The organism is Neobacillus camarae (assembly GCF_054950115.1).
The window spans coordinates 862,669-882,739 of the sequence record NZ_JBUCKX010000003.1; the positions used below are offsets into that span (position 1 = coordinate 862,669).

Here is a 20,071-nt window from a genome sequence, read left to right on the forward strand (position 1 = left end):
ATATTCCCCCTGCTAAGATTTAGCCACGCGATACATAAGTACCGTCTGTAGTATTAATAATTAAGCGGTCTCCCTGGTTAACAAAGAAAGGAACCTGAACAACAAGTCCAGTTTCTACTGTTGCTGGTTTTGATCCGCCAGACGCTGTGTCCCCTTTAATACCAGGTTCTGTTTCTGTTACTTCCAATACTACTGTATTAGGCAATTCCACTCCTAGTGTCTCGCCTTGGAACATCATGATATGAACTTCCATGTTTTCCTTTAAGAATTTCAACTCATATTCGATGCTTGTTGCCGGAAGCTCCACTTGCTCATATGATTCCATATCCATAAATACGTGTTGATCACCGCTAGCGTACAAATATTGCATCTTGCGGTTATCGATTTGAGCTTTTTCTACTTTTTCACCGGCACGGAATGTTTTTTCTTGAATAGCACCTGTTCTAAGATTACGAAGTTTGGAGCGGACGAACGCAGCTCCCTTGCCTGGTTTTACATGTTGGAAATCGATGACGCGCCAAATGCCGTTATCCACTTCAATGGTTAATCCAGTACGGAAATCGTTAACTGAGATCATGTTTTATGAATCCTCCTAAATAAATTACAAAATAATAAGTTCTTTTGTGGAATGTGTGAACGGTTCGTTGTGGTCATTTGTAATCAACAAATCATCCTCAATACGGACTCCGCCAAGACCTGGGACATAGATGCCGGGTTCACAAGTGACTACCATTCCAGGCACCAAAACGGTATCAGAGCGTTTTGAAAGACCAGGGCCTTCATGGACTTCCAGACCAATCCCATGACCAGTAGAATGGCCAAAATAGTCACCGTAGCCTTTTTCCGTGATATAATCCCTTGTTAAGTCATCTGCTTGTTTACCGGTCATTCCTTTTTTAATTCCATCCATCCCGCGGAGCTGTGCTTCTAGGACAATTTGATAAATTTCCTTAAGCTCTGCAGCCGGTTCCCCTACTGCAATGGTTCTGGTAATATCCGAAACATAACCTTTATAATAGGCACCATAGTCCATGGTAACCATATCGCCTTTTTCGATGACTTTTTCACTGGCCACGCCATGAGGCAGTGCGGACCTTACTCCAGAAGCCACAATCGTATCAAAGGAAGAAGATGTCGCCCCGGCTTTTCTCATGAAAAATTCTAACTCATTCGACACTTCCAGTTCAGTGAGACCTGGACGGATAAAGTCTAAAATATGTTTAAAGGCAGCATCTGCAATGTCCGCTGCTTCCTTTAATATCTTAATCTCTGCGTCACTCTTAATCAAGCGTAACTTTTCAACAACACCAGAAATCGGGACAAGTTCAGCTTCCACTTCTTTTTCATATACTTTATAAGAAGAGTATGTCAAAAAGTCCTCTTCCACTCCAAGCTTATGAATTCCTAATTTTTTGGACTGCTCTGCCACTTCTTTTGAAATCGAATCAGAGTATTTAACAATTTCGAATCCTTCACATTGCTTGGTCGCTTGCTCAATGTAACGGAAATCAGTGATAAACTGGGCCTTCTCTTCACTGATTAAAACAACGCCAGAAGTCCCAGTAAAATTTGATATGTAACGTCGGTTATAAGGGCTGGTAATTAGGATACCATCAATTCCATAAGCGGCGAACTGTTCCCTTAGGTTTTCTAACTTTGCCATGGTTTCCACTCTCCTTTTGCTCCACACGGATAGCAATATTTTATCACAACAAAAGCAATCATACTAATTAATTCTAGAGCCCACCGCTTCTTTAACAAGGAGTTTTTTGTTTTCGTATTCATAATGAATGGAGTAACCAATAAAGATGCCGTAGACAACAAACAAACATAGTGATGATATTATGGTATTTCGGCTTAGGTCAACAAATGGCTTCATCCCAGGTAACAGAGGATCTACAACAAAAAATACAATCAGAAACAAAACAAGTCCAAAAACCATGCCCAGCCATATTCCATTATATTTTTTTAACAAACCAAAATAGACAAACGATACACCCACTGAAAGGATCCCTAATATGAAAATCGACAGCAGCGCTCCAATCCATCCGTGTTTCCAATCACCCGTTGTCCAAGGTTCTAAGATTACGTTCGGACGGATTTCAGTTAAATGAAAGAAAAAAGAAAGGTATCCGATAGCACTCCAAAAGACCCCTCCAAACAAACCCGTCCAAAACACCATTAAAGGAAAAGGCATGGGTTTTGGATAGGACTCGTTATAATGCATATCTGACATAAGATAACCCCCAATTTACTGTTGTTTTGACCGGTATTGCAATAACGCCATGTTTATTGAACTACACTGGCTTAATAGGAATAATATACCCTTTGCTGCCTTCTCTTTTTCATAAAAAAATTTTTTTGGTTTCTTTGGAAATATCATGTCATGAATGGAGGTTTTTTGTTTCTTTTAGTAGAATACAATTAAGTACATATAGTTTTCTTCTTTGCATGATCTATATGTAAGGAATTTCCTGTTTTTAAAATAATGATCCATCACCATATCATTCAGCGGATTCTATAATAGGATGGATTTATGGCCAATAAATTTTCTAAATCTTTCCTCTAAAGTGTTTAAAAGGATAAAAATATGCTTAAGATGCTCTTAGGGAGGTGGCTTTACTTGAGAAAACGGACATCTGCTATTGTCATTGGAGGATTGTTCATTCTTGCCTTAATCGGGCTTTTTAGTTCATTTACAGCAAATCCTGCAGGGTTTATTCAATCAATCGCTGTCTTTGCATTAATTGGTTTACTGATTTTTTATCTGGTTCGTCGTTTTTCAACTCCAAGCCCTCAAAAAAGAGAGCAGCGGGCATTTCTAAAAGCTGCAAAAAAGTCTAAAAAACGACTTCAGCAAAGGGGCGGAGAGGCATCCTCAAAAGGCTCCTCACTTGCCACACTGACAACTTTAAAGAAAAGTAAAACCAAAAAGAATCCCCCTGTTCATCTTACCGTCATTGAAGGCAAAAAAAACAAAAAGAAAAATCGAGCGTCTTTCTAGACGTTCGATTTTTTATCCTGTCAAAATATTTTTATATTTGACTCTGATATATTAGTCTGAATATTCCCGCTCCAGTCGCTCAGTGAACCCGCGGACGTGCCATGGAGCCCCTCGGCACCGTACTCCCGCAGGATTTCCGCTCCAATCATCGGAGTTAAAGAAATCAGCATTATCGTTTAACAAAGCCTGATCTTTATGAATTGTCCAACAACAGGGTACTTTCGCTTTTCTAGTAACTCCATCGATTTAAAAACTGTTTTGCCTGATTTTTTCCCAGTTCAAACAACTGCTGCTTTTTTTCCTCCGTTAAGTGAAATTCCATTGATAAAACCTCTTTGGCAGGGATAAATATGATGTTTTGGGCGTGTTTTCTGGAAATATACCTTGCATCGTGGGCATCCTTCATGGTTTCAAATAAAGCACCAAACATTTCAATACCATTGTTGATTTTATGTTTTTCGTGATCGTGCACACTTGAACTTAGTTTTATTCCGAGTACCGGCCTTACTTTTTTGATATTTTCTTTATCAAATAGCCACATGGGGAAATTGCTCAATACGCCGCCATCTACTAAGATATTGATTCCATCATGGGATCGCATTTTTACCGGTTCAAAAAAATAGGGGATACTGCAGCTCATTCTGATCGCCTTTGCAATGGAAAATGACCCAGGGGATATTCCGTACTTTTCCAAATCATCCGGCAGTACGGCCATTTGACCATTTGATAGATCGGAAACAACCACCCGGAGTGTCTGTGGAGGCAAATCGGAAAATGTTTTCAGTCCTTTTTTCTCCAGCTTTTCCTTAACCCATTTTTCCAATTCGTTTCCTTTATATAATCCCAGTTTCCAATAAAGCATCAGCCACTTTGCTACCTTAGTGGGGATGAAAGTCTTTCGAGCATCCAGTATTTTGGATAGATCCAATTCATCTACTAATTGGTACATCTCCTTACTTGTATAGCCGGCAACAATCAATGCTGCTATGATGGAACCAGCACTTGTCCCTGCCAGCCTTACAAACCGCAAACCCCTGCTTTCGATTTCTTCGTACGCCCCAATAAGAGCAAAGCCTTTAATACCTCCTCCGGAAAATACCCCGTCTATATTCATGGCAGCCACTCCTAAAAGAAGGATTCCTTTTTACATCTTTAAGCGGCACGCAAGCATTTTAGTACAGAGGACATGGATAAAATTTTTCATTTCTCATTCGCTTTCATGAATTAGTAACATTTTGTCTACAAAATGTTCACTATGCCCCCATATTTCTTCATATTATCAACATATTCCTTCCATACACTTTACTTATCCTAGAATATTGTCAAAGAAAAAAGGCAGGGTGTTTTATGGGGCTAAAGAAGGAAAGAATCAAGATTTACGATATGACCTGTACCTCTTGTGAACGGCGGATTGAAAGAGCCGTAAAAAAGTTGGAAGGAGTTTCTTATGTAAAAGCAGATTTTACCGGTCAGTTGGCCGATATCGAGTACAATGATGAATTATCCAGCCTTGAAGAAATCAAACAGGCGATTCATCGTGTCGGTTACAGTACCGAAAGAGGAAAGGGATTTCAGTTCATTGGATTACTCATCGTTGCTGCCGCGATTATTCTACTTGGAATTAATACAGGCAGCTTTAATATGGATGACAAATTACAAAATGCATCTTATGCCGTGCTTTTTGTTATCGGTTTAATTTCCTCGCTTCACTGCGTGGGCATGTGCGGCGGGATTATGCTTTCGCAAACCTTTGGAAAAGAAGGCACTACCAAGTTTAAAGCCATGAAACCAGCTTTACTATACAATCTGGGCAGAGTTGTCTCCTACACCATCATAGGCGGAATAATCGGTGCGATTGGGTCGATATTTGCCCTCTCCCTGACAGCTAAAGCAGCATTGCAAATTTTTGCAGGTATCTTCATGATCATGATGGGCTTTAACATGACTGGATTTAAACTATTTCGGAAGTTCCAATTAAGGATACCCGCTCCGCTTTTGAAGGCGGTAAGCAAACCAAAGCCGCGGACTCCGTTTTTGATAGGTATATTAAACGGTTTTATGCCGTGCGGACCGCTGCAAACCATGCAATTATTTGCTTTAGGCACAGGCAGTGCTTTTAGCGGTGCTCTGTCTATGTTTATGTTTTCGCTTGGAACCGTCCCATTAATGCTTACTTTTGGGGCCTTATCAAGTCTGCTAAGCAAGGGTTACACCAAGAAAATCCTCAAATTCAGCGGGATTTTAATTGTGGTCCTAGGGCTTATCATGAGTAACCGAGGTCTAGCGCTTGCGGGTATGAATATTAGCCCGAGTTCAGTCATGGCAGGTATCGGCGGCTCAGATGCAGATTCGTCGAATGTTGTTAAAGCCGTTATGAAAGATGGGGTGCAAGTTTTAAGTATGAAGGCAGATGTATACGGGTATACCCCGCAAACTTTATATGTAAAAAAGGATACCCCAGTCAAATGGGTTGTCAATGCAGAGCAATTGACTGGTTGCAATAATACCATCGTCGTTCCTGAAATGAATATTGAGCAGAAACTTCAGGACGGTGAAAATATCATTGAATTCACTCCCGGAGATAAAGATATACCTTTTAGCTGCTGGATGGGCATGAAACGGGGTGTCATTAAGGTAGTTGATAATCTAGACAAAGTATCGGCCAAAAACAGCGCTGCTAAAGGAGTGGATGCTTCCACCAATGCGACAGCATCGACCGCCTCACAATCAACACCTAGCATTTATGGCACTGATATCAGTAAAGTGGCTACCGACCGTTTAATTAAAAGAGCGGTAATCGTAAACAATGAGCAAACCATTTCCGTAAAAGGGGTTGGCTATGAATTAGAGCCGCTTGTCATGGTGGCCGCTCCAAATATGAAAACCAAATTGTCCATTGACTTATCTTCATTTGACAAGCCCGAGCAAGGGTTTTTAATTCTAAACAGCAATACCAAACAAATAATCGCCGATTTTACCGGATCAAAAGGTGTGGTGGACGTTGATTTTACTATTGAAAAAACTGGCTCTTACGGCATCTATTTAAACGAAAAGGATGTCATCGGAATGATTGAAGTAGTAAACGTTGTAAATGCAGCAGACTTAGAGCAAATTAGGAGCAAATATATACAATGAGCAAAAAAGGGCTTTGGATATCATATACCAAAGCCCTTTATTATGGATTTTCTTCTTTTGCAAAAAACAGGGTAAATTTAGTGCCCTTTCCCTCTTCACTGCAAACCTCTATTTGAGCATTGTGCAGCTGCAGTATATTTTTTACGATGGTAAGGCCGATTCCATTTCCCTCGATGACATTTCTGCTTTTGTCCCCACGGTACAGCCGTTCAAAAATATAAGGCAAGTCATCTTGACGAATTCCTATTCCATTGTCACAAACTTCGACGACAATATTTTTATGGTTTTCAAATAGGTTAATCAAAATATGCCCGCCTGGTTCAGTAAATTTAAGGCTGTTCGCGATTAGGTTGATAAATACTTGTTTTAATTTATCCTTATCACCCTTGATGCGATACTTATTATTTGGTTGAACGACAACTTTAAGAATCATTTGCTTTTTCTCAGCAGCAATGCAAAAGTCGTTGCATAGTTCATTGATGATTTCATCCAAGAAAATGATTTCAAAATTCAGTTTGGCCGCTTCTGATTCAAATTCTTTTAAGACATTTAAGTTTTCAATCAATTTTCCAAACCGGATGACCTCTTCATTTAAGGCTTGCAGTTTTTCGGTTGTGACTGGAAATAGGCCATCCACCATGGCTTCCAAGTTATTTTGCAAAACATTTAGCGGTGTCCTTATCTCATGAGAAATATCGGAAACCAGTTTTCTTCGCAGTGTCTCCTGATATTTCAACTTGCTTGCTAAATCACGTACACTTTTGTGAAGGTCCTCTATTTCGCGAATATGACTCCGCTTCGAAGACTGGATATTGAAATCTCCTTTTGACAGACTAACTGACATATTCGCCGCTTCCTTTATTGGCAGCGAAAATTGTCTGGAAAAATAGAGACTTAAAAAACTAACTAGTATTAAGGTAACGGCCCCACTGGCGAGAATACTTTTGTTAATCGAAGATTTAAATTGAACGTCTTCCTCTGTCAGCAATACGGAAGAGTATTGTCCGATATTGGCAAAACCAACCACCTTTCCATCTACTTTTATTTTGAATATTTTTGACGTATAGACACCGCTATCCTGGGTCGGCATGGACTTGTTGCTTAACTGTCTTTTAATCTCGCTTGGATCCATCCCCCAAACCGGCTGCTTATTCTGGTCCAAAAGTGTGATACAATAATGGCCCATATAGGCTTCATGCATAAGTTCGATCCCGGAAGTTTCTGTCCACTTTCCGTCCCTTTTATAGGCAGCTTCAAAAGAGGAGACGATTTTTTCATATCGTTTATTTTGTAGATCCATCATATATTGATTAAATTGATTGGTGAGTGTGATATTGACGACCAATGTGATAAACAAGATGGCGGCAATGCTGCAAGTAAACAATAAAATACTTAATCTCCTATTAATAGAATGCAATTACACTTCACCACCAAATTTGTAGCCTGCTTTCGTAACAGTAAGAACATATTTTGGATTCTTTGTATCCTCTTCAATTTTCTTGCGGATATTTTTTATATGGACATCGATTGTCCGATCAAACCCGGCAAAGTCTTCCCCGTAAATTTTGTCAATCAGCTGCTCTCTTGATAAAACATTCCCTTTGTTATAGACAAGAGCGGAGAGAATATCAAACTCATTGGGGGTAAAAGATATCGTGTCTCCGTGAACCTTTATCGCCCTTTTCTCCCCATCTATGACTAAATTTCCATCATCAAATAGAATACCAGTTGAATGAAACCCACCATTCAATCTGCGAAACAAGGCATTGACTCTTGCAGTCAATTCTCTAGGACTAAGTGGTTTTATTAAATATTCATCGGCACCAATGGTTAAACCCTCAATGCGGTCATTTAATGACCCTTTCGCAGTCAGCATAAATATATGTACATCAGAAGTTTGTCGAATGATTCTACAAATCTCTTCTCCGCTGATATCAGGCAGCATTAAATCCAAAATGACCAGGTCTATAGGCTGGGTTCGAAAAATATTGATTCCATTCATTCCATTCAAAGCACAATAAACCTGATAGCCTTCTTTTACTAAGTAAGCTTTAATGACCTCGGAAACACTTTGTTCATCCTCAATAAGTAAAATTGAATTCATGTCTATCACCCATAAAAAAATGATTGAACGCTAATTTCAGTATACTAGGTATATATAGTGTTAAAAGGATAAAAGGCTGACAATTATGTGTCAGCCTTTTACCTCTTTTTCCTTTATAGCTTTACCTTTTGTAATCGCAGGGAATTCAGGACAACGGATACAGAACTGAATGCCATGGCAGCTCCGGCAAGCCATGGAGCAAGAAACCCTAACGCCGCTACCGGAATCCCGATTGAGTTATAAGCCAATGCCCAAAACAAGTTTTGTTTGATATTGGTAATGGTTTTTTTGCTCATATAAATGGCATCGGCAATGCTATTTAAATCACCGCGGATCAACGTGATGTCGGCCGCTTCCATCGCCACATCCGTCCCGGTGCCAATTGCCATACCAATATCAGCTACAGCAAGAGCAGGTGCGTCATTAATGCCGTCACCGACCATCGCTGCCTTTTTGCCTGCCGCTTGAAGTTTTTTAATTTCGTCAGCCTTCCCTTCCGGCAGAACCTCCGCTATAACTTGGTCAATCCCCGCTTGGGAGGCAATTGCCTTGGCGGTCTGGTGATTATCTCCGGTTATCATGATGACATCAAGGCCCATTTTTTTGAGACGGCTGATCGCTGTTTTGGAAGTTTCTTTAATCGTATCGGCTACGGCCACTGTGCCGGCATAATGGCCATTAATGGCAGCTAGCATAGCGGTTTTGCCCGACTTCTCCAGTTCCTCCATCTTAGCAAGGGCACTGGTAATTTCTATATTGAACTTATTCATTAGTTTTCTTGTTCCCACTAATAATTCCTGATCCTCCACTATTGCGCGAATACCATATCCAGGAATCGCCTCAAATTCACTAACATCCTTTAGAGCAATCCCTTTTGCTTGAATTCCTTGAACAATTGCCTGTGCAAGCGGGTGCTCCGATTGCTTTTCAGCAGACCCAACTAAAGATAAGAACTCTTCTTCAGCCTCATCCGTGAAAATATCTGTCAAAACCGGAGTGCCATTCGTGACCGTTCCCGTTTTATCCAGAACAACCGTCGTAATTCGGTGGGTCATTTCCAAATGTTCTCCGCCTTTAAAAAGGATGCCATATTCGGCAGAACGGCCAGAACCGGCCATAATCGAAGTCGGGGTGGCCAATCCTAATGCACATGGGCAAGCAATCACGAGAACGGCAATCATTTTTTCCAATGCTTCAGCAAAGTTTCCAGGGCTAGCCCAAACATACCAGATAATAAAGGTGATGAACGCTATACTTACGACAATCGGTACAAACACGCCAGAAATTTGGTCAGCAAGTCTTTGAATTGGAGCCTTAGACCCTTGGGCCTCTTCGACTACTTTAATAATTTGTGCCAATGCCGTATCTCTGCCAACCTTAGTTGCTTCTACCTTTAAGAAGCCATTTTTGTTAATGGTGGCGCCAATAACTTCATCTCCGGCCTTTTTATCTACTGGGACACTTTCGCCAGTCAGCATTGATTCATCAATGGCAGATTGTCCTTCTTTAATCATTCCGTCCACTGGAATTTTTTCGCCCGGCTTGATATGGAGAACATCCCCAACTGCCACTTCTTCAATCGGGACCACAATTTCCTTCCCATCCCGTTCGATGACCGCCGTCTTGGCCTGAAGGCCCATTAATTTTTTGATAGCTTCCGATGAACGGCCTTTTGCTTTTGCCTCGAATAGCTTGCCTAAAATAATTAATGTAATTAAAACAGCACTTGTTTCATAGTAAAGCTCCATAGCTTGGCCTTTTCCCATAAGGGACATGACCGATAAATATAGGCTATAAAAATAGGCGGCCGAGGTTCCTAATGCTACCAGCACGTCCATATTGGCACTCTTATTTTTTAATGCTTTATATGCCCCAACATAAAATTGGCCGCCTATTATAAACTGAACCGGCGTCGCCAATGCCAGTTGGAACCATGGATTCATAAATAGATCAGGCACCCAAATAAATTGGGTAAACGAAAAGTGGCCTGCCATGGCCCACAGCAGCGGAAAGGCGAGTATAGCCGAAAGAACAAACTTTTTAGATTGCTTTTCAATTTCCTTTTGACGGTAATCGATTGTTTCTTTCGCATCTTCCTTTAACCTTGCGCCATATCCCAGGTTTTCTACTTTTTTTATAATATCAGTAGTTGTTAAAGCCGTTCCATTGTACTCAACAGTGGCTTTTTCCAGGGCTAAGTTAACGTTTGCCCTCATGACCCCTTCCAGCTTATTTAAGCCCTTTTCAATTCTCGCTGAACAGGCAGCACAGGTCATTCCGGTAATATCCAACTCTGCTTTTTCGGTTACGACATCATAACCCAAATCTCTGATTTTGGTTTGGATGGCATCAATATTGATTTGTGAAGGATCATATTTAATAGATGATTTTTCCAAAGCAAGATTCACAGTGGCTGCATCTACTCCTGCTAATTTGTTTAACCCTTTTTCAATTCTTGTGGCACAGGCGGCACAGGTCATTCCAGAGATTTGCATACTTGTTTCTTTTAAAATTTGACTCATAGTAAGTCAGCTCCTTATACCCCACTCCGGTATATATAGATGTAAAAAGAACGTGCTAAATGATTAGCACGGACTTTTTTTATTATTTTACATCGTATCCTTGGTCATCAATGGCTTCTTTAATTTGATTCAATGAAACCTTGTTTGAATTAAATTCCACATCAACTGTAGCAGCATCTAGGTTTACTTTTACAGATTCAACACCAGCAAGTTTTCCGACGCTGCCTTCGACTGCTTTTACACAATGTTGGCATGACATTCCTTCGACGTTCAAGGTTATCTTTTCCATTCAAATTCTCCCCTTCGTAGGTTATTTAGTTAATGGTGTGTTTTACAAATTCATCTTACCATACCCCCCCATCCTATGTTAAGGATTTTCTTTCATTTTTTTTAAGAATTCTTTGTGGTTTCACAAAAAGTACACAATCAACCAATTGGAGCTTCATTTTTTCTACATACATTTTTTATACGATTGAGGTAACAAAGAAAGGAGTTGCAGTGATTATGAAAAAGCTTGCAATTGGAGTTTTTAGTGCCGCATTGATTCTTGGAGCCGGAACAGCTGTATTGGCTTCTGGAAACAATAACTCAGGTTCAGGTCTTAGTTTTGAAGACATGCTGCCATTTATGCAAAAGATGCACCCAGATTCCTCTAAGGGAGACTTACAGAATATGTACAAGGATTGTCAAGAAAATGGAGGAATGATGGGCGGATCTAATGCAGATCAAACAAGCGCCAAAAACATGATGAATAACCTTTAAAATATCGTGGAAAAGCAAACCCGTAATTAGAATGTAGAAAAGGCGAAAAGCTTGAAGGAAATTTGCTTCAAGCTTTTTTTCCTTTCAAGAACCGTTACCTTGTCAAAGGGACCAATAGGTTATCGTATCAAATATCCCCAAAATCAGCATAAAAATACCAGCGATGCGTTGTACCAAACCTCCAAGTTTTCTTCCTTTTTTCATCAGGACACCACTCCCGCCAATATACCAGATAAAGAAAATAAACACTAATAATGGCAAAGCCGTACCAAGAGCAAAAACCGATGGAAGGACAAAACCATAGGAAGTTGATAAAACGACCGGCATTAATGTTACAAAAAACAAAATAAACATGGTTGGACAGAAAGCCAGTGAGAAACTTAACCCCAGCATAAAAGAACCAAATCGATGTTGACCTGTGTATTTCTCAGACCGCTTAAATAGATTTATCGTCCCTGTCCATTTTATTAAGCCAACCATATATATTCCTACAAAAATTAGGACGGGGCCCATTATCTTCCTAAGCCATGGAAAATAGAGTGTTAGGTTTTGTTCAATTCCTTTTCCCAGCATCCACACTAAACCTCCTAAAAGAGAAAAGGCAACTATTTTACCCAGAGTGAAACTAAATACATCCTTCCACACGATTTTCTTTTGAAGGGAATTATTTCCGTACAGCGTAATGGCACTAATATTACCTGTTAGCTGACAGGGAGCAAGTGCACCCACCAGACCTAAAATTAATGCAAAAAGAACGGGCCATGTTTCCAAGCTATTTGCCATATTAAAAAAAGGCTGGCTAAAGAAATTGCTTATTTGACTTAACAAACTATACATATAATCACCCTAAAGAGTATTTTGATAGAGTTAGGCTAGCATAATTTAATGAAGAAAATTTGAAGAAAGATATTTGTTCAAATAAAAGTCGTTATTTTTTGAAGATGTTTTAAACTTTTGGTCTATTTTCCTGGTATCCTTACATCTATAAATACATTAATGTTGACATACAAAAGGGAGCCAATTTCATGGAGCAATTAATCGAACAGTTTAAAAATGACCAAGAATCGGTTTACCATACTTGGTTTTTACAAAATACTGACCGTTTAAAAGCCTTTAGAACCATACGGAAGGGACTAATAAAAGTTATCAATGAGATGGACGAAAATACATTTGGGAATGATTTTAAAGGCTCTAGTTTGGAAATGGTGGTGACAGCGATTTCTGAGCAAAAACAAGTATTCGAAGGAGCTGCACATGCTTTTTATTGGAAGCCCAAACTACGAATACCGGATATTTATGAAAACACCCACAATCAACAAGCATTTGGCAGGTTTTTAAAGGCTTGCTTAGAAGCAACAAATGCTGAGAAAATACTGACAGAAATCTATCAATTAAACTCCCTTAAAATTAAGGGATTAGGCCCTGCTGTGGCAAATATCTTATATTTTTTACATCCAACTTTGTTTCCCCCTTTTAATACAGCCATTGTCAACGGATTCAATATATTATTTAACGAGAAGATTAAATTAGGATCCTGGGGCGAGTATTTGAAAATGCGGGATAAAATACTCCTAGTAAATGACCAGTACCGAAAAAATCTTTCAAAAGATTTAGGTGCAATAGCGGGACTCTTATTCGAAATTGGGAGCAATCGGATGATTATTGACAAAAATGCGGAGAAATTTATCAGGGAGGAAATGGAAAAAGCAGAAAAAGCTAGGACTCGTAGAAAAAAAGATGTCCTAGAGGACATGCTGGAGGAAAATACCCATACCGAAATGCAGCATTACTTGGCATTGTTAGGCCAATCTCTAGGCTATCATGTATGGATCGCCAGAAACGATCATAATAGACAATGGAAAGGTCAAAAATTAGGTGAGTTTTCTCTAAAGGAAATTAACATTGCAAACTGCGCACCTTCTGTTGCAGATACCATTGCCCTCATCGATGTGTTGTGGCTGGATCAAAATCAAAATATTATTGCCGGATTTGAAGTTGAGAAAAGCACTTCTATTTATTCCGGAATTTTACGCTTAACGGATTTGTCGCTATCTAATCAAAGTGAGAAATGTCAATTTTATTTGGTTGCTCCGGAGAAGCGCGAAAAGGAAATTAAGGCTCAATTATTGAGGCCTTCTATTCGTTCACTTTCCTTTCCTTCGATATCTTACTTATTATTTCATGATTTACGCTCCGATTGTGAAGCAATGTGCAAATACGGTAACGATTTGTCTGTGTTAAAGAAAATATCTAAAACAGTGTGATTATTGACCAAAAGGGCGTCCAAATACGGATGCTTTTTTTGCTGAAGCAAGCCTCCAACATTGAACAAAGCAAAAAACGTTAAGTGACACTTCATAAAAAAGAATATCATGTGTGATTTTTGTCATTTTCTTTTTCACTCTCCATACTTTCTTCAAATTTAGCCATTATAATGAGCAAACAATGAAAGGGATGAATAGACAATCCGGATTAATCAAAGGGTGGGAGAAATTATGAATAAAAAAATGATGATAGGCATCGCTTTATTGTCTGGGGTATTGACACTAGCTGCATGTACTAATAATGAGGGTTCTTCCAGCCAGGAACAAACAATTACAAATGATACGATGAAAATGGATCATTCTAGTATGCAGCACTCCGGTACTGCAGAGGTTCCTGAAGGTTTAAAAGCAGCCAAAAATCCAAAATATGAAGTGGGAAGCAAGGCCGTTATTAAAGATGGTCATATGGAAGGGATGAAAGGGGCAACGGCAGAAATTGTAGGAGCCTACGACACAATTGCCTACGCAATATCCTATACTCCCACTAATGGCGGCAAAAGGGTCACCAATCACAAGTGGGTTATTCACGAAGAAATAGAAAACGCCGATGAAAAACCATTAAAACCTGGAACCGAAGTAAAGGTTAATGCAGACCATATGGAAGGGATGGATGGCGCAACGGCAGAAATTGACTCTGCTGAAAAAACGACAGTCTATATGATTAACTTCACGTTAACAACTACCGGGGAGAAAGTCACTAATCATAAGTGGGTAACCGAAAGCGAGTTAGCACCAATTGAGGATAAATAATAACCAAAATAAAACCGCATGAATTCGCATTGATATTCGTGCGGTTTTATTTTGGATTTGAAAGTTTATCATAATAGATTGGAACTCTTCAAAAAATATCTCCCTTGACATAGCGGCCGCAGGTATTTTAAAATTTATGATTCTTTTTTTAACATAGATGAGAGATTATGAACCTCATTGCGTAGTTTTTCATTCTCTAATTCCAGTTTAGCCATTTTCGAATCCAATTCATTGATAAAGCCTTCATGATGATGCTTCGGGCCAGTTCCATGACCTCCATGTCCCCTCATCATAACGATCATCATCAATGGACATATTAACACTAGTAAAAAGGATAGCCATTCCATATTAATCACTCCTTCCAAGTTTATCTTAAAAGAAAATGATGGAATTTCTATGGAGAAACACTTTAATTCTGCAATTAATCCCTTTTTCTTCTTCTCCAATTATTCATAATTACCCATAAAATAGCAATAAGCCCGAAAAGGAGAATACTAAGAATAAACATTTGGGAAAACCAGAAATACAAATGATGAAACATCATTTTTTTCCCCATCATCATACCCATTGTATTTGGTGGAAATAAAATCATTCTGATAACGAATATTAATGTTGATACCCCAAGTACCATAATAAATATAAACAGCATCATTGAGTTTGGCTTTTTCATTTTCTCACCTATTCTACCTTGTATCCAATACCCCAAACTGTTTTTACTGGCTGCTCCTTTACACCCACTGCTTTCAATTTGTCCCTGAGATTTTTGATATGTGAATCTACCGTTCGATCTTCCCCCATAAACTCAATTCCCCAAATCAACTCTACAAGCTGCTCTCTTGATAAAACATTTCCTTTATGCTGAATGAGGACGGATAGTAAATCAAACTCCGTTTGCGTAAGATATATTTTCTTATCTCCGTATATGACCGTTCGTGCAGGTAGATTTATTTCAATTCCATTATATTTTTGTATATCTTCATTTTCTTCATTAGTAGGATGAACCCTTCGAAGCAGCGCTTGAACCCTTGCCACCAATTCTTCCGCTTCAAAAGGCTTTACTAAATAATCATCTGCCCCATTCATTAATCCGGTCACTTTATCTTTTATGGTTCCTTTAGCCGTTAACATGATGACAGGCAGATTAGATACTTTCCTCACTTGTTCTAGCGTCTGCCAACCGTCCATTACCGGCATCATGATGTCTAAAATCATTAACTGATAATCATTGTTGATCATCTTTTCTATGGCATCTTTTCCATTTTCCGCTTCATCCACAAAATACCCCTCTTGCTGCAAGTAAAGCCTTAATAGCTGCCGCATCTCAAACTCGTCATCTACAAGTAAAATGTTAACCATCGATTTTCCCCTCCTCTTTTATTATCAGTGAAATAGTAAAAGTCGAGCCACCATTCTCGTTGCTCTCAACAGTAATCTCACCTTCATGTGCTTCAACAATTTGTTTTACAACATAAAGTCCCAGTCCCGATCCACCTGTTTTCCTTGCGCGGGATTGGTCAACACGATAGAAACGGTCAAAGATTTTCAGCAAGTCCGATTTAGGAATACCAATTCCAGTGTCAGAAATTTTTATTTTGACATTTCCTCTATCCCAGAAGGAATCTACTCCTATTTCTCCTTTATGGGTATATTTCATCGCGTTTTCAATTAGATTGTAAAACACTTGTTCCATTCTTTTTGAATCGATATGGATTAATGGAAGTTCTTTGAGACTGACTGTTAAAACAATTCCTTTCTTTTCTATAGCAGGTTTAAGATTGCCTATCACTTTTTCAATAATTTGATTGACATCGATCCACTCTCGTTTTAGGACAAATTCATTTACCTGCAATTTGCTCATTTCAAACAAGTCATCCACTAAAGCAGATATTCTCTTGGTTTCGTTATTAATAATTTGCAGAAATTGCTTTTGCTCTTCTTCATTTTTGTACATTCCTTTAGTCAAAATATCACTATACCCCTTAATATAGGTTAAAGGGGTCCGAAGCTCATGGGAAACGGAAGCAAGGAATTCATTTCTGCTGTCTTCGTAATATTGAAGCTGCTCCCCAAGGGACTGAATTGAGATCCCGAGCTGGCTTAATTCATCGTTACCTGTCACAGGTATTTTTTGCTGGTATTTCCCCAATGACATTTTATTGGTTGCCTCCTTCATAATTAAAAGAGGCTGTGCAAGCTTTCTGGACAAAATCCCGATAAAACCAAAAGCAAGCAAAACAATCCCAATACTGATGACCAGCATTAAAATGTTTAATACTTCTACAACTTCCCTTAAAATATTGGATGGGTAATACATGTATACATAGCCTTCATTACTTCCAATCGGGGAAACGGAAATAATATAATCATGCTTTTTCCAATTGGTTTCTATCAATGTTCCGGTCTTCAGCTTCTTTTTCTTAGGCAATAAATGATTTTCCATATCTTCATCAGGAGGTACCGAAGAGGCAATAAGATTTTGTTTTGAATCCGTCACAACAACCTTTGTAGTTGCCCCTTTTTCCATTCTAATCACGTGCTGAATGGTTTCCTGCTTGTATTGGCCTTCTAGTACTTTGGCATGGTTATTCCCTCTGACAAGTAAATCCTGCTGAATATAATCAGCGAATACGTTGATAAACACGCCATAAAGAATCGTTCCTAAGATTAACAACAATGCTACAAAGATTCCGCTGAAAAGGAGTCCCAGCTTTGTTGAAATGCTATTTATTTTCAAAAGTTGTCTCATTCCCATTTGCTCCTAAGCTTACACGGATTTATTCTATTTTAATTCAATATTATCAAGATTTTGTGAAGAAAATAAGAAAGCTGCTTCAAAGGTCATTCATCCTGACTTTTGAAACAGCTCTCATAAATTATGTGAAATATTCAACTTTAGCGTTTGGAAAATAGTCCTCAATGTATCCTCGGATGGTTGTTTGAATATCCTTTTGGGCTTCATCCGGGTAGACGTACTTGCCAATTCCATAGCGTCCCCATTTGTATTTGCGCTTTTCTTCATTCATTTCCAGCTTTGTTTTTGGATAACGCTTGGCAATGACATTTTTGGCTGGTTTGGTAAAGCGGTGCTGGATGAGTTCAAACGTTAAATCCGGTATTTCAACCCCTTTTAATTCCTCGCTCAGTCGTTCAAATAATTCCAGATAGCCTTCCTTCCAGTCTTCATGCAGGTAAATGGGCGCCACAATGAAACCTAGCGGATACTTGGCATCGGCCACTTTTCTGGCTGCCTGCAGTCGTTCTTCAAAAGATGATGTCCCTGGCTCAAAGTTTTTGATTACATAGCGGGAGTTGACGCTGAACCGGAACCGGGTTTTTCCATTGTGCTTCGCATCAAGCAAATGGTCCACATGATGAAATTTTGTTACAAAACGCAGACGGCCATATTCGGACTGTCCAATAAATTCGATGGTTTTCTTTAAGGAATGAGTCAAATGGTCCAAACCGACAATATCAGAGGTACAGGCTGCTTCAAATCGGGTAATTTCTGGTTTTCTTTCGTCCATGTACTTTTGAGCTTGGTCAAAAATATCTTCCAGGTTTACGTATGTGCGAATGTACGGTTTGCTGCCAAGAGTAGTTTGCAGGTAACAATAATGGCAATGGCCCATACAACCGGTTGCCAAAGGTATGGCATATTCTGCAGATGGCTTGGATGTATCAAATTTCAAGGTTTTCCTAATCCCGACCACGAGTGTTGATTTGGCATTGCGGTATTTTTGCAGTTCGTTTTCTCCAGGAATCCCTCTCACTTGATTATGTGAAGTGGTTTCCCGGATCTCCAGTCCCATGTTTTCAAACTTCTCCTTCAGTTCCCGCCCTAATGGGTATTCCAAAGCCCTGGGCTCTATGTAGACAAGCTGTGGTGTAAATGGCTTCATAGTCTTCCTCTTTCCTGTGTGGTTTTTTATAGTATTGCTTGATACGGGAAAGTTAAGTGCAGAGTGAATGGAGTAGTTTTTACCTATCTTATAAAAAAAAGGATGGAAGTAAGTTTCCATTGTAGCTTTTCAACAAAGTGTGATCAGGAACACCTTATAAACCCACATCTTACTTAAAGTTAAATCAAGCTGTTGATTTCCCTTCCAGGCGATCAGCGAACCCGCGGGCGCGCTGGGGAGCCTCCTCGGCGCTGAAGGCGCATGCGGGGTCTCCCCCCTGCACTGTCTCCGGCAGGTGTCGAGCATATCCGCTCCACTAAACAGTGCTTATAATATCAACAATATCGGTTAGCGGAGCCAAAATTAAAAGAACCCGTTTTGAAATAGCTTGATCAAAACGGATTCTTTCATTGTGAAGTATTGGACAATTTTTATAATAATTTTTGATTATTTTTTGTAAGCTCTATTTAACACCAGCTACCCAACCAGGTCGTGATTGCATCATGCTCATCAATGGTCTAGGAATAACATTCTCTCTTGTCATATCCATTTCGGTAATGATTTCTTCTCCTGCAGAAACTTTTTCAACCCAATGTGGTTCAATTAATAATTCTCGACCCAATGCTAATAGTTCTGCACCTGTTTCCATAGCTTCTAATGCATCTTGTTTCGTACAAATTGAACCTACACCAATAAGCGGGAGTCGACCATCAATGACACGATGGATTATTTTGATACGATTTTCTTTCTCCCCTTCATAACGGCGGGCTAATGAACGGAAATCCCCGAGTGAAATGTGCAAATAATCGAGTGGCTCATTTGCTAATCGGTCTACAAGCTGCACCGTATCATCGAGGGTAATACCATCTTCTTCCGGCTCTTCTGGGCTGAACCGATAACCAACGATAAATGAGTCATCAGCATATTGGTGCTTTACACGATTCACTTCTGTTATTACTTCTAATGGGAATCGCATCCGTTTTTCAGGTGTACCACCATAATCATCTTTTCGTTTGTTAGTTAAACAAGAGAAAAATTGTTGAAGTAGATACGTATTTGCACCGTGTATTTCAACTCCATCAAAGCCTGCTTCAATAGCGCGGCGGGTTGTTTCACCAAACGCCTTCACGATGTCTTGAATTTCTTCAACCGTAAGTGCGCGCGCCTTTCCCCCATCTGCCGCAATCGTATCACTCGCACTGACAACATCGCCATTTGGAACAAGTTCACGAGGCGATTGGCGGCCACCGTGATAAATTTGGAGAAGCGCTTTAGCGCCGCCTTTATGAATCGCTTGTGCTACTTTCCTTAAACTGTCAATATATGAATCTGTATGCCCAGCAAATTGGCCAGGGAAACCTTTACCGTTTGCGATCACATATGTACATGCCGTAATCACTGCCCCTACCCCATATGAGCGCTCTTCATAATACGCTAATTCTTCATCCGATACTGTATCATCTGCATTTGCAGAATAAGTCGTCATCGGTGCCATTACAACACGATTACGAAGCTCAATACCATTATCAAATCTAAATGGTGATAAATAAGTTGTCATTTCCATTCACTCC

Annotated in this window: 19 protein-coding genes; 5 read left to right on the forward strand and 14 right to left on the reverse strand. The window is 39.5% G+C overall.

Annotation, left to right across the window (positions count from 1 at the left end):
* Nucleotides 1-19: 19 nt before the first annotated feature.
* The 3 genes from efp to ACY8D0_RS19630 all read right to left on the reverse strand — a co-directional run bounded on the left by efp (nt 20) and on the right by ACY8D0_RS19630 (nt 2,236).
* Nucleotides 20-577 (reverse strand): elongation factor P, encoded by a 558-nt coding sequence (gene efp / locus ACY8D0_RS19620; RefSeq protein WP_462412176.1) that lies wholly within the window; start codon nt 575-577, stop codon nt 20-22.
* Nucleotides 578-601: 24 nt separating this feature from the next.
* Nucleotides 602-1,663 (reverse strand): M24 family metallopeptidase, encoded by a 1,062-nt coding sequence (locus ACY8D0_RS19625; protein WP_462412177.1) that lies wholly within the window; start codon nt 1,661-1,663, stop codon nt 602-604.
* 63 nt (nt 1,664-1,726) lie between these two features.
* Entirely contained in the window at nt 1,727-2,236 is a 510-nt protein-coding gene (locus tag ACY8D0_RS19630) for a YqhR family membrane protein (RefSeq protein WP_462412178.1), read from the reverse strand.
* Nucleotides 2,237-2,659: 423 nt separating this feature from the next.
* Here ACY8D0_RS19630 and ACY8D0_RS19635 point away from each other — a divergent pair, with 423 nt between their 5' ends.
* A complete protein-coding gene (locus tag ACY8D0_RS19635) occupies nt 2,660-3,004 on the forward strand; it encodes an SA1362 family protein (RefSeq protein ID WP_462412179.1) in 345 nt (114 codons plus the stop codon).
* A gap of 229 nt (nt 3,005-3,233) precedes the next feature.
* Here the strand turns inward: ACY8D0_RS19635 and ACY8D0_RS19640 are convergent, their stop codons facing one another.
* On the reverse strand, nt 3,234-4,118 hold the full coding sequence (locus tag ACY8D0_RS19640; RefSeq protein WP_462412180.1) for a patatin-like phospholipase family protein: 885 nt from the start codon (nt 4,116-4,118) through the stop codon (nt 3,234-3,236).
* Between the two features lie 233 nt (nt 4,119-4,351).
* On the opposite strand from ACY8D0_RS19640, the gene ACY8D0_RS19645 reads away from it, so the two are divergent.
* On the forward strand, nt 4,352-6,139 hold the full coding sequence (locus ACY8D0_RS19645) for an urease accessory protein UreH domain-containing protein (protein ID WP_462412181.1): 1,788 nt from the start codon (nt 4,352-4,354) through the stop codon (nt 6,137-6,139).
* A gap of 40 nt (nt 6,140-6,179) precedes the next feature.
* Here ACY8D0_RS19645 and ACY8D0_RS19650 read toward each other — a convergent pair whose 3' ends face one another.
* The 4 genes from ACY8D0_RS19650 to copZ all read right to left on the reverse strand — a co-directional run bounded on the left by ACY8D0_RS19650 (nt 6,180) and on the right by copZ (nt 11,054).
* Nucleotides 6,180-7,556: a sensor histidine kinase gene (locus ACY8D0_RS19650; protein WP_462412182.1), complete on the reverse strand. Its 1,377-nt coding sequence runs from the start codon at nt 7,554-7,556 to the stop codon at nt 6,180-6,182.
* Nucleotides 7,557-8,243 (reverse strand): response regulator transcription factor, encoded by a 687-nt coding sequence (locus ACY8D0_RS19655; protein ID WP_462412183.1) that lies wholly within the window; start codon nt 8,241-8,243, stop codon nt 7,557-7,559. It abuts the gene before it with no gap.
* A gap of 113 nt (nt 8,244-8,356) precedes the next feature.
* Complete coding sequence (locus ACY8D0_RS19660) at nt 8,357-10,765, reverse strand: heavy metal translocating P-type ATPase (RefSeq protein WP_462412184.1); 2,409 nt, start codon at nt 10,763-10,765, stop codon at nt 8,357-8,359.
* An 82-nt stretch (nt 10,766-10,847) separates the two neighbouring features.
* Nucleotides 10,848-11,054, reverse strand: a complete 207-nt coding sequence (copZ, locus tag ACY8D0_RS19665; protein WP_462412185.1) for a copper chaperone CopZ — start codon at nt 11,052-11,054, stop codon at nt 10,848-10,850.
* 215 nt (nt 11,055-11,269) lie between these two features.
* On the opposite strand from copZ, the gene ACY8D0_RS19670 reads away from it, so the two are divergent.
* Entirely contained in the window at nt 11,270-11,527 is a 258-nt protein-coding gene (locus ACY8D0_RS19670) for a hypothetical protein (protein WP_462412186.1), read from the forward strand.
* 102 nt (nt 11,528-11,629) lie between these two features.
* Here ACY8D0_RS19670 and ACY8D0_RS19675 read toward each other — a convergent pair whose 3' ends face one another.
* A complete protein-coding gene (locus ACY8D0_RS19675; RefSeq protein WP_462412187.1) occupies nt 11,630-12,364 on the reverse strand; it encodes an urease accessory protein UreH domain-containing protein in 735 nt (244 codons plus the stop codon).
* 188 nt (nt 12,365-12,552) lie between these two features.
* Between ACY8D0_RS19675 and ACY8D0_RS19680 the strand changes: the two genes are divergently transcribed.
* Together ACY8D0_RS19680 and ACY8D0_RS19685 are read left to right on the forward strand one after the other, a co-directional pair.
* On the forward strand, nt 12,553-13,791 hold the full coding sequence (locus ACY8D0_RS19680) for a hypothetical protein (protein ID WP_462412188.1): 1,239 nt from the start codon (nt 12,553-12,555) through the stop codon (nt 13,789-13,791).
* A 231-nt stretch (nt 13,792-14,022) separates the two neighbouring features.
* Nucleotides 14,023-14,601 (forward strand): YdhK family protein, encoded by a 579-nt coding sequence (locus ACY8D0_RS19685; RefSeq protein ID WP_462412189.1) that lies wholly within the window; start codon nt 14,023-14,025, stop codon nt 14,599-14,601.
* Nucleotides 14,602-14,735: 134 nt separating this feature from the next.
* On the opposite strand, the gene ACY8D0_RS19690 is transcribed toward ACY8D0_RS19685, so the two are convergent.
* The 5 genes from ACY8D0_RS19690 to ACY8D0_RS19710 all read right to left on the reverse strand — a co-directional run bounded on the left by ACY8D0_RS19690 (nt 14,736) and on the right by ACY8D0_RS19710 (nt 20,058).
* Entirely contained in the window at nt 14,736-14,948 is a 213-nt protein-coding gene (locus tag ACY8D0_RS19690; RefSeq protein WP_462412190.1) for a DUF2933 domain-containing protein, read from the reverse strand.
* 331 nt (nt 14,949-15,279) lie between these two features.
* On the reverse strand, nt 15,280-15,957 hold the full coding sequence (locus ACY8D0_RS19695; protein WP_462412191.1) for a response regulator transcription factor: 678 nt from the start codon (nt 15,955-15,957) through the stop codon (nt 15,280-15,282).
* Nucleotides 15,950-17,347 carry a sensor histidine kinase gene (locus ACY8D0_RS19700; protein ID WP_462412192.1) on the reverse strand — a complete coding sequence of 466 codons (1,398 nt, stop codon included), beginning with the start codon at nt 17,345-17,347 and terminating at the stop codon, nt 15,950-15,952. The genes ACY8D0_RS19695 and ACY8D0_RS19700 overlap by 8 nt, the downstream gene beginning before the upstream one ends.
* A 127-nt stretch (nt 17,348-17,474) precedes the next feature.
* Complete coding sequence (gene splB, locus ACY8D0_RS19705; RefSeq protein ID WP_462412193.1) at nt 17,475-18,500, reverse strand: spore photoproduct lyase; 1,026 nt, start codon at nt 18,498-18,500, stop codon at nt 17,475-17,477.
* 463 nt (nt 18,501-18,963) lie between these two features.
* On the reverse strand, nt 18,964-20,058 hold the full coding sequence (locus ACY8D0_RS19710; RefSeq protein WP_462412194.1) for an NADH-dependent flavin oxidoreductase: 1,095 nt from the start codon (nt 20,056-20,058) through the stop codon (nt 18,964-18,966).
* Nucleotides 20,059-20,071 lie beyond the last annotated feature (13 nt).

Coding starts and splice junctions, on each gene's coding strand:
- efp (WP_462412176.1), bottom strand. CDS start 577: ATGATCTCAGTTAACGATTTCCGTACTGGATTAACCATTGAAGTGGAT.
- ACY8D0_RS19625 (WP_462412177.1), bottom strand. CDS start 1,663: ATGGCAAAGTTAGAAAACCTAAGGGAACAGTTCGCCGCTTATGGAATT.
- ACY8D0_RS19630 (WP_462412178.1), bottom strand. CDS start 2,236: ATGTCAGATATGCATTATAACGAGTCCTATCCAAAACCCATGCCTTTT.
- ACY8D0_RS19640 (WP_462412180.1), bottom strand. CDS start 4,118: ATGAATATAGACGGGGTATTTTCCGGAGGAGGTATTAAAGGCTTTGCT.
- ACY8D0_RS19645 (WP_462412181.1), top strand. CDS start 4,352: ATGGGGCTAAAGAAGGAAAGAATCAAGATTTACGATATGACCTGTACC.
- ACY8D0_RS19655 (WP_462412183.1), bottom strand. CDS start 8,243: ATGAATTCAATTTTACTTATTGAGGATGAACAAAGTGTTTCCGAGGTC.
- ACY8D0_RS19660 (WP_462412184.1), bottom strand. CDS start 10,765: ATGAGTCAAATTTTAAAAGAAACAAGTATGCAAATCTCTGGAATGACC.
- copZ (WP_462412185.1), bottom strand. CDS start 11,054: ATGGAAAAGATAACCTTGAACGTCGAAGGAATGTCATGCCAACATTGT.
- ACY8D0_RS19670 (WP_462412186.1), top strand. CDS start 11,270: ATGAAAAAGCTTGCAATTGGAGTTTTTAGTGCCGCATTGATTCTTGGA.
- ACY8D0_RS19675 (WP_462412187.1), bottom strand. CDS start 12,364: ATGTATAGTTTGTTAAGTCAAATAAGCAATTTCTTTAGCCAGCCTTTT.
- ACY8D0_RS19680 (WP_462412188.1), top strand. CDS start 12,553: ATGGAGCAATTAATCGAACAGTTTAAAAATGACCAAGAATCGGTTTAC.
- ACY8D0_RS19685 (WP_462412189.1), top strand. CDS start 14,023: ATGAATAAAAAAATGATGATAGGCATCGCTTTATTGTCTGGGGTATTG.
- ACY8D0_RS19690 (WP_462412190.1), bottom strand. CDS start 14,948: ATGGAATGGCTATCCTTTTTACTAGTGTTAATATGTCCATTGATGATG.
- ACY8D0_RS19695 (WP_462412191.1), bottom strand. CDS start 15,957: ATGGTTAACATTTTACTTGTAGATGACGAGTTTGAGATGCGGCAGCTA.
- ACY8D0_RS19700 (WP_462412192.1), bottom strand. CDS start 17,347: ATGAGACAACTTTTGAAAATAAATAGCATTTCAACAAAGCTGGGACTC.
- splB (WP_462412193.1), bottom strand. CDS start 18,500: ATGAAGCCATTTACACCACAGCTTGTCTACATAGAGCCCAGGGCTTTG.
- ACY8D0_RS19710 (WP_462412194.1), bottom strand. CDS start 20,058: ATGACAACTTATTTATCACCATTTAGATTTGATAATGGTATTGAGCTT.